8 protein-coding genes are annotated in these 6553 nt (G+C 41.7%); 4 read left to right on the top strand and 4 right to left on the bottom strand.

Features of this window, described 5'->3' with window-relative positions:
* Positions 1-64: 64 nt before the first annotated feature.
* The gene (locus WKF69_RS05995) at positions 65-1471 is read right to left on the bottom strand and encodes a cation:dicarboxylase symporter family transporter (protein ID WP_340380371.1); all 1407 of its coding nucleotides are present in this window, start codon (positions 1469-1471) and stop codon (positions 65-67) included.
* A 265-nt stretch (positions 1472-1736) separates the two neighbouring features.
* On the opposite strand from WKF69_RS05995, the gene WKF69_RS05990 reads away from it, so the two are divergent.
* From WKF69_RS05990 to WKF69_RS05975, 4 genes are read left to right on the top strand one after another with little or no spacing between them, the layout of a single operon-like run.
* On the top strand, positions 1737-2327 hold the full coding sequence (locus WKF69_RS05990) for a hypothetical protein (RefSeq protein ID WP_340380369.1): 591 nt from the start codon (positions 1737-1739) through the stop codon (positions 2325-2327).
* Positions 2328-2333: 6 nt separating this feature from the next.
* Positions 2334-2852, top strand: coding sequence for a hypothetical protein (locus WKF69_RS05985; protein ID WP_340380367.1), 519 nt, complete (start codon positions 2334-2336; stop codon positions 2850-2852).
* Between the two features lie 38 nt (positions 2853-2890).
* Positions 2891-3385, top strand: a complete 495-nt coding sequence (locus WKF69_RS05980) for an RNA polymerase sigma factor (RefSeq protein ID WP_340380366.1) — start codon at positions 2891-2893, stop codon at positions 3383-3385.
* A complete protein-coding gene (locus tag WKF69_RS05975) occupies positions 3372-3974 on the top strand; it encodes a hypothetical protein (protein ID WP_340380364.1) in 603 nt (200 codons plus the stop codon). The genes WKF69_RS05980 and WKF69_RS05975 overlap by 14 nt, the downstream gene beginning before the upstream one ends.
* Positions 3975-4053: 79 nt before the next feature.
* Here the strand turns inward: WKF69_RS05975 and WKF69_RS05970 are convergent, their stop codons facing one another.
* The 3 genes from WKF69_RS05970 to trxB all read right to left on the bottom strand — a co-directional run bounded on the left by WKF69_RS05970 (position 4054) and on the right by trxB (position 6527).
* Positions 4054-4677 carry a hypothetical protein gene (locus WKF69_RS05970; protein WP_340380362.1) on the bottom strand — a complete coding sequence of 208 codons (624 nt, stop codon included), beginning with the start codon at positions 4675-4677 and terminating at the stop codon, positions 4054-4056.
* A 91-nt stretch (positions 4678-4768) separates the two neighbouring features.
* Positions 4769-5278, bottom strand: a complete 510-nt coding sequence (locus tag WKF69_RS05965; protein WP_340380360.1) for a DUF4230 domain-containing protein — start codon at positions 5276-5278, stop codon at positions 4769-4771.
* A 292-nt stretch (positions 5279-5570) separates the two neighbouring features.
* Positions 5571-6527 (bottom strand): thioredoxin-disulfide reductase, encoded by a 957-nt coding sequence (gene trxB / locus WKF69_RS05960; RefSeq protein WP_340380358.1) that lies wholly within the window; start codon positions 6525-6527, stop codon positions 5571-5573.
* Between the last annotated feature and the right edge of the window lie 26 nt (positions 6528-6553).

Here is a 6553-nt window from a genome sequence, read left to right as displayed (position 1 = left end):
TCAGCTCCCAGCTTCAATTTTCAGTTTTCAGTTTTCCACTTTCACCTCTCAATTCTCAACTCACCTAAACCTCGTCTTCAAGTTTATGTATCCGGGCTTCATTTGGCGCACTAAGCTCAACAGGCGGATGGAACTCACCCTCCCACTTCGCTATAACAACTGTCGCCAGACAATTACCTATCACATTCACTGATGTACGGGCCATATCCATTAGTTCGTCTATCCCCAAAATGATAAAGATCGGCCATACAGGCATCCCAAATGACGAGGCTGTTCCTAATAAAATAACAAGCGAGGCCCGGGGCACTCCCGCCACTCCTTTACTTGTCAGCATTAATGTAAATACTATAAGCAGTTGCTGACCGAAGGTAAAGTGGATACCGGCCGCCTGAGCAACGAAGATCGATGCCAGTGAGAGATATAGCGTTGTCCCGTCAAGATTAAAACTGTAACCCGTAGGCATTACAAATGCCACTATTTTCCGGGGAACACCAATTCTTTCCATAGCCTCCATCGCTCTTGGTAAAGCAGCTTCCGAGCTTGTTGTAGCAAATGCAATAGAAACGGGCTCCGCAATCGCCTGCAGGAATTTCTTAATTGGAACGCCGACCATGAATGCTATCGGAAGCAAAACTCCCAGTAAAAAGACTAAGAGCGCAACATATAATGTGACTAGAAGCTGGAATAAATTGACCAGAATGCCGAGACCCATATGTCCAACTGTGTATGCAATCGCAGCTCCCACACCAATTGGCGCGAAATACATAATGATATTGGTGAACTTAAACATCACCTCCGAAAGGCTTTCTGTAGCCTTCAGCATCGGCTGACGCTTATCTTCTTTTACCATTGCTAAAGCAATCCCGAAAAGGATACTGAAGACAACAATTTGAAGAATGGCTCCGTCTGCGATAGATTTTGCAATATTTTCCGGGAAAATATGCAGAATGATATCGTTAAAGGATTGCGGTGGTACTACAGGTAATTCCTCGTGAGCTCCCGGAGGAAGCGTTATACCCATACCTGCCTGAGAAATATTAATAGCAGCAAGGCCAATGAATAAAGCGATCGTAGTGACAACTTCAAAATAGAGTATGGACTTCCATCCCATACGGCCAACCTGCTTAAGGTCTGAGTGGCCGGCAATACCGTAAACCAGGGTTGCAAAAAGAAGCGGAGCAATGATGGTCTTAATCATCTTAAGAAACACCTTGCTCAATACCTGGAGTTTAATACCTGCTTCGGGCCAGTCGTGACCGATTTCTGCGCCCACTACCATCGAAATAAGTATCCAGGTGGTTAGCGATTTCTTCTTCAGTCCATAAAGAAACAAACCCGCAATTGCCAGCCATCTGGAAAACATCAGGGCGGTGTGGTTAACGGGAATAATATTGTAGTGATTCAGAAAGGCCAGAAGTGCGGCTATAGAAACAACGATAAGGGCGACTAATCCAATATTTTTAAATTTCATATTGTGGGTTTAGCATAACGGACAAAAGTAAGTAATTGAATTTACATTTTGCTTCGCTTCGTTTAGGATCCAACTTCCAGAGCTGCTATGAAATTGGGAACAGAGATCTCCAATCCAATTTAAATGGAAGCCATTTTTAAACCTCTCCTGAACATTGCCGAACTTTATGTAAATTTCATCGCTGATGATTGCGATTACGATAGCAGAGACATCATAGTCCGCAAAAGCAAAAATCATATCCGTAAATTGTAAACAAACTTCGTCAATGAACACTACTCTATCCTTCAAAGCAAGCGTTTTTCTTGCCTTAATCTCATTATATTCCTGCCAGGAAAGAACTTTAGTAGACGTCCGGCCCGCAGATCAACAATCCTTTCTCCGTATAGTTAAAGAAGTAAGAGATTCGGCTACTCAGGTACCTTTAAGCGACGGTAATAGACCGGTCATGATCGATAATGCAGTGAAACGGGTCAAGGCCTACATCGTCGACACGCTCAAATCAAAATTCGACGGCTGGAATGCAAGAGTGTTGGACAATACGAAAACAGACCCGAACGGAACCGAGGTGAGACTTGCCTTTGGATTGAGCATTGATGATTTCAATCTTGAGGAGACGGCAAGATATAAATCAGTGGTTTTCCGGGAATGGTTGAGTGACGCGCAGTCGCCGCTTCGTGAAAGGCTACTGGGACTTAAGGTCGGTGACCATGTAAAAATCACAGGATCCTTTATCTCCCGAGACAAAAGGATCGATGTTGATCCATATAATGAAAAAGAATTCAAGCTCACTAAAAATATTTTTGCGAACCCGGAGTTCAGAGTAGATATAACCGATGTTAATATTGTGGAGGATTGAGCCTGAATGAAGCCTGAGAAATTAAGCGATATAAAAAAAGAATTATTAAGCCGGTCTGTGCCGGAACTTACCGAAATCTGTCTTAAGATAGCGAAATACAAAAGGGAGAATAAGGAGCTGCTTAATTATCTCCTTTTTGATTCGGATGATCCCCTTTCTTTTGGAGAGACGATCAAAATATTGCTGATCGAGGAGTTTAAAACAATGCAAAAGCATTACTATTACAGCACTAAAAGCCTGCGGAAAATCCTGCGCCTGATGAATCGCTATACAAAATACACCAGCAACAAACAGGTTGAAATTGAGCTTTCCCTGTGGTTCTGCAACAATTTCCTGGATTACGCTGACCTCAGGACAAGCCATAAGCCCCTTCAGGGATTATTAATCCGGCAGTTAGAAAAGATCAGCAAATTACTTCCTAAATTACATGAAGACCTTCAGTTCGATTATCAAAGTGAGTTTGAGGATCTGCTTCATAAAGCTGAAAACCAGGCCAGTTGGATTAGCAAAAGCCTTTATCTGTAACAATATCTAAGCAGCTTTATCTAAACAAAAATAACGGTTTGAGCAAAGAAGCGCTTTTCAAAGAAATTTTTCAGGCCAATTCTAAAAAGATCTACCATTTATGTTATGGTTATACCGGCGATGACGACACCGCCAATGACCTGATGCAGGAGACTTTCATGAAGGTTTGGCAAAACCTTGATAAGTTCCGCAACCAGGCTTTGATTTCTACGTGGATCTATCGTATTGCTGTTAATACCTGCCTGTCCTATCTCCGTGTAGAGAAAAGGCAGCCTAAGGATGAGCTTACTGATAACATCATTGAAACAAAAGGCGAAGAGATTTCAGACAAAAATGAGCAGGTAGCTTCATTATACAAGTGCATTGCTCAACTGGTGGAGAATGAAAGGATCATCATAACGATGGTATTGGATGAAGTCCCGTATGCAGAAATAGCAACGATCTCTGGTATTTCGGAAGGTAATCTTAGAGTTAAGATTCACCGTATTAAACAAAAACTGACTGAATTATATAATAAAAATGAAAGATTTTGAAGCACTAAAGAGTATCTGGCATAACCAGATAGCGCTGCCGAAAGTCAGTCACGAAGATGTGTTAAAAAAAGTAAACAAGACCAAAACAGGCCTTGCAAGCAGATTGCTCATAGAAATGCTGGTGATGGGCCTTGCTACGGCTATGCTTATCTACTTTTGGTCGGAGAGCCCTTTTATAATGTGGACCACTCACCTTGCCATGGCGGTCTTTATGGGCTGCTGCATCTACTACATTATAGCCTTAATTGGAAATTATCGCCGGATAACGTATGATAATTTCCTCGACAAACCGGAAGAATACATCCTCTATCTTAAAAAATACAAGCACGACAGATTTATCTTCAATACCAGGAAATACCGAATCTACTCTATTTTCTTTACAGCAGGATTTATACTTTACTTTATAGAGATCGCTTTCCTGTCGCCCTTATGGGTCACAATAGCAGCAGTTATTTTTACTTTCCTCTGGATAGCCTTATGGTACTTCGTGCTGATGCGCATCTACATAAGAAAAGAAGAAGCAAAACTTGAGGAAATGATCCAAAATCTGGAGAGACTGGAGAAGCAGTTTGTGGATTCGGAGGTGTGAGCTCCACGCTAAGCGGGAACTGAAAGGGGAAAACTGAAAACTGAAGCATTGCGCTTAAACGAGGTTCAATTTTCCGCTTTCAGTTTTCAGTTTTTTCGATCTCCTTCACATTCAAACTATTACTTCTTAAACTATATTCTAATTTCCGGATCTCACCTGTGGCTTTACTTAGAGTGTCCTCAGTGCTGTATAAGGGGAACTCGCGCATTAGTTTTCCATCCTTTACGTAAACAGAATCATTGCCTTTATAGCCTTTTTTCAACGTACTTCCTAAATCCGGGAAACGGATCTGCTGATTCGAGCCGCTTTCATTATATTCGTAGATGTACATGCTAAGATAGGAGCCTTCGCCCTCCCCTTTCGATTGAATGTAAAGTTCCGGGTTCCCATCGGAATCGAGATCCATGTCCCAGGCGTCAACGATTCTGCCATCCAGTTCGCCCGTTGTTGAACGATAATTTAAATGGGTAGAGTCGGATCGTAAGATCATGTAGGCGCCGACAGAGCTAGAACCTCTTCCCCAGCTTACAATATCAAGTGTTAATCCAGGCTTAACTTCAATTGCTTTATGATAGCGGAATGGCGCCATTATCTTTTTGACTTCCGGTTTATTGGAAACAATCCGGGGCTTTTCCTCGGTAGTACAGGATGAAAATAAAACTGCCAATAACGCTATACCTGAGATTATTCTTATAAAATTCATATTAGAATTTGGATTAGCTGGCAAACTGAATAGAATGCTGCTTTCTCAAATTTAAAAAAATAAGATCAAGGAATGCAGTGTAGTAGGATAATTAATGGCGAAATTGAATTCCCACCTTTTTGCCGGAAATATTCTCAAGCATGGGCTTAAAGATCAGCTTGGCGTTTTCATTCGTTTTACCAAGAATATTCTGCTTACCGGCGTACTCAAGGATCTGCTTTTCAGCGATCTTATAGATATCTTCCACCATATTTTTGGAATCGCCTGGAAACCAGGCGCCCGAAACATCATATACTTTTGACTGCTGATGGTCCAGTTTTACATAACAGATCTCAGGTTTGGGAAGAAATACGGTTAGTGAATCTGATCCGGATGTAACGATATCACTCTTTTTAATTCTTGTAAGATCTATACATCCTGTTACTTCACCAACGGCTACGAAAAGTATGCGCTTATCTGGCAGGAATTTTCTGATCTCCTTTTTCTCAATAACGTCTTTCATCGAATATTTGACGAGTTCGAGCTTACCCATGCTGACGATCTTTTCGACCATGACGTCATTATTGATTTCCGTCCGGGTCATAAAAAATTGTCTCTTCATGTAAAAAAACAACCCCACTATGAGTATAATAGTAGTAATAGCTACCGTTAGCAATACAGCAGTCCTCGTCCGGAGAATTGATTGGTTCATAGTATATTAAGTGCAAAAATAGAACCAAGAATCAAGTATCAAGAATCAAGATTTAGTGCCAGGTATGAATAAAGAAGTGCTACTTAAAATAAACAACCATATCCAGAAGGTAAGATTTAAAGGATTCATAAGACTGTAACTATGAATGTAACCCTCAAACTTAGATCCCCCGATCTTGATTCCTGATACTTGATACCTGATACTAAACTGCCACTGGATGCTCCTTATCAGCAAGAAATCGTTCAGCTTCTAAAGCTGCCATGCAGCCCGTGCCAGCGGCAGTAACTGCCTGTCTCCATAATTTATCCTGAGCATCTCCGCAGGCAAACACACCTTCGATATTAGTTTTAGAGCTATCTGGCAGTGTGATCAGGTAACCGGTCTCATCCATCTCCAGCCAGCCTTTAAATATTTCGGTGTTTGGGTTATGCCCGATAGCGACAAAGAAGCCGCTCACATCAATTACTTTTTCTTCGTTTGTCTTATTATTAACCACCCGTACTCCTGTTACATTTTTACCGTCACCAAGAATTTCTTTGGTTGCTGTATTGTAGTGAATCGTGATATTAGAGATGCTTTTAACCCTGTGCTGCATTGCTTTAGAAGCCCTGAATTCATCACGGCGAACCAGCAGATGAACTGATTTGCAAAGTTTTGAAAGATATGCGGCTTCTTCAGCGGCCGTATCACCCGCTCCAACAATCGCCACGTCTTGTCCTTTGAAAAAGAAACCGTCACAAACTGCACATGCAGATACTCCGAATCCATTATATTTTTGTTCGCTTTCAAGGCCCAGCCATTTAGCTGAAGCTCCCGTAGCGATAATAACCGTATCAGCGGTAATAGTTTTTATCTCGTCTATTATTACTTTATGAGGGGCACTGGAAAAATCAACCTTAGTAACATAACCGAACCGGATCTGCGTTCCAAACCTTTCAGCCTGCTTTCTAAAATCCTCCATCATTTCCGGGCCCATGATCCCATCGGGATACCCTGGGAAGTTTTCAACGTCCGTGGTCTGGGTTAACTGGCCACCCGGAACCATCCCTGTATACATTACAGGCTTAAGATCGGCTCTTGCAGCATATATAGCAGCAGTGTATCCTGCTGGTCCTGATCCTATTATCAGGCATTGTACGTGTTCGTTTTCTTGAGACATTATTGATATTTAAAAAGCAAATTTAA

It is taken from the genome of Daejeonella sp., assembly GCF_037719425.1.
GTDB lineage: Bacteria > Bacteroidota > Bacteroidia > Sphingobacteriales > Sphingobacteriaceae > Daejeonella.
This window is presented reverse-complemented; position numbering and strand designations above follow the sequence as displayed.

Excerpts from the sequence above, each read along its gene's own strand:
- trxB (WP_340380358.1), bottom strand. The coding sequence starts at position 6,527 with ATGTCTCAAGAAAACGAACACGTACAATGCCTGATAATAGGATCAGGA.
- WKF69_RS05970 (WP_340380362.1), bottom strand. The coding sequence starts at position 4,677 with ATGAATTTTATAAGAATAATCTCAGGTATAGCGTTATTGGCAGTTTTA.
- WKF69_RS05965 (WP_340380360.1), bottom strand. The coding sequence starts at position 5,278 with ATGAAGAGACAATTTTTTATGACCCGGACGGAAATCAATAATGACGTC.
- WKF69_RS05985 (WP_340380367.1), top strand. The coding sequence starts at position 2,334 with ATGAAGCCTGAGAAATTAAGCGATATAAAAAAAGAATTATTAAGCCGG.
- WKF69_RS05975 (WP_340380364.1), top strand. The coding sequence starts at position 3,372 with ATGAAAGATTTTGAAGCACTAAAGAGTATCTGGCATAACCAGATAGCG.
- WKF69_RS05995 (WP_340380371.1), bottom strand. The coding sequence starts at position 1,471 with ATGAAATTTAAAAATATTGGATTAGTCGCCCTTATCGTTGTTTCTATA.
- WKF69_RS05990 (WP_340380369.1), top strand. The coding sequence starts at position 1,737 with ATGAACACTACTCTATCCTTCAAAGCAAGCGTTTTTCTTGCCTTAATC.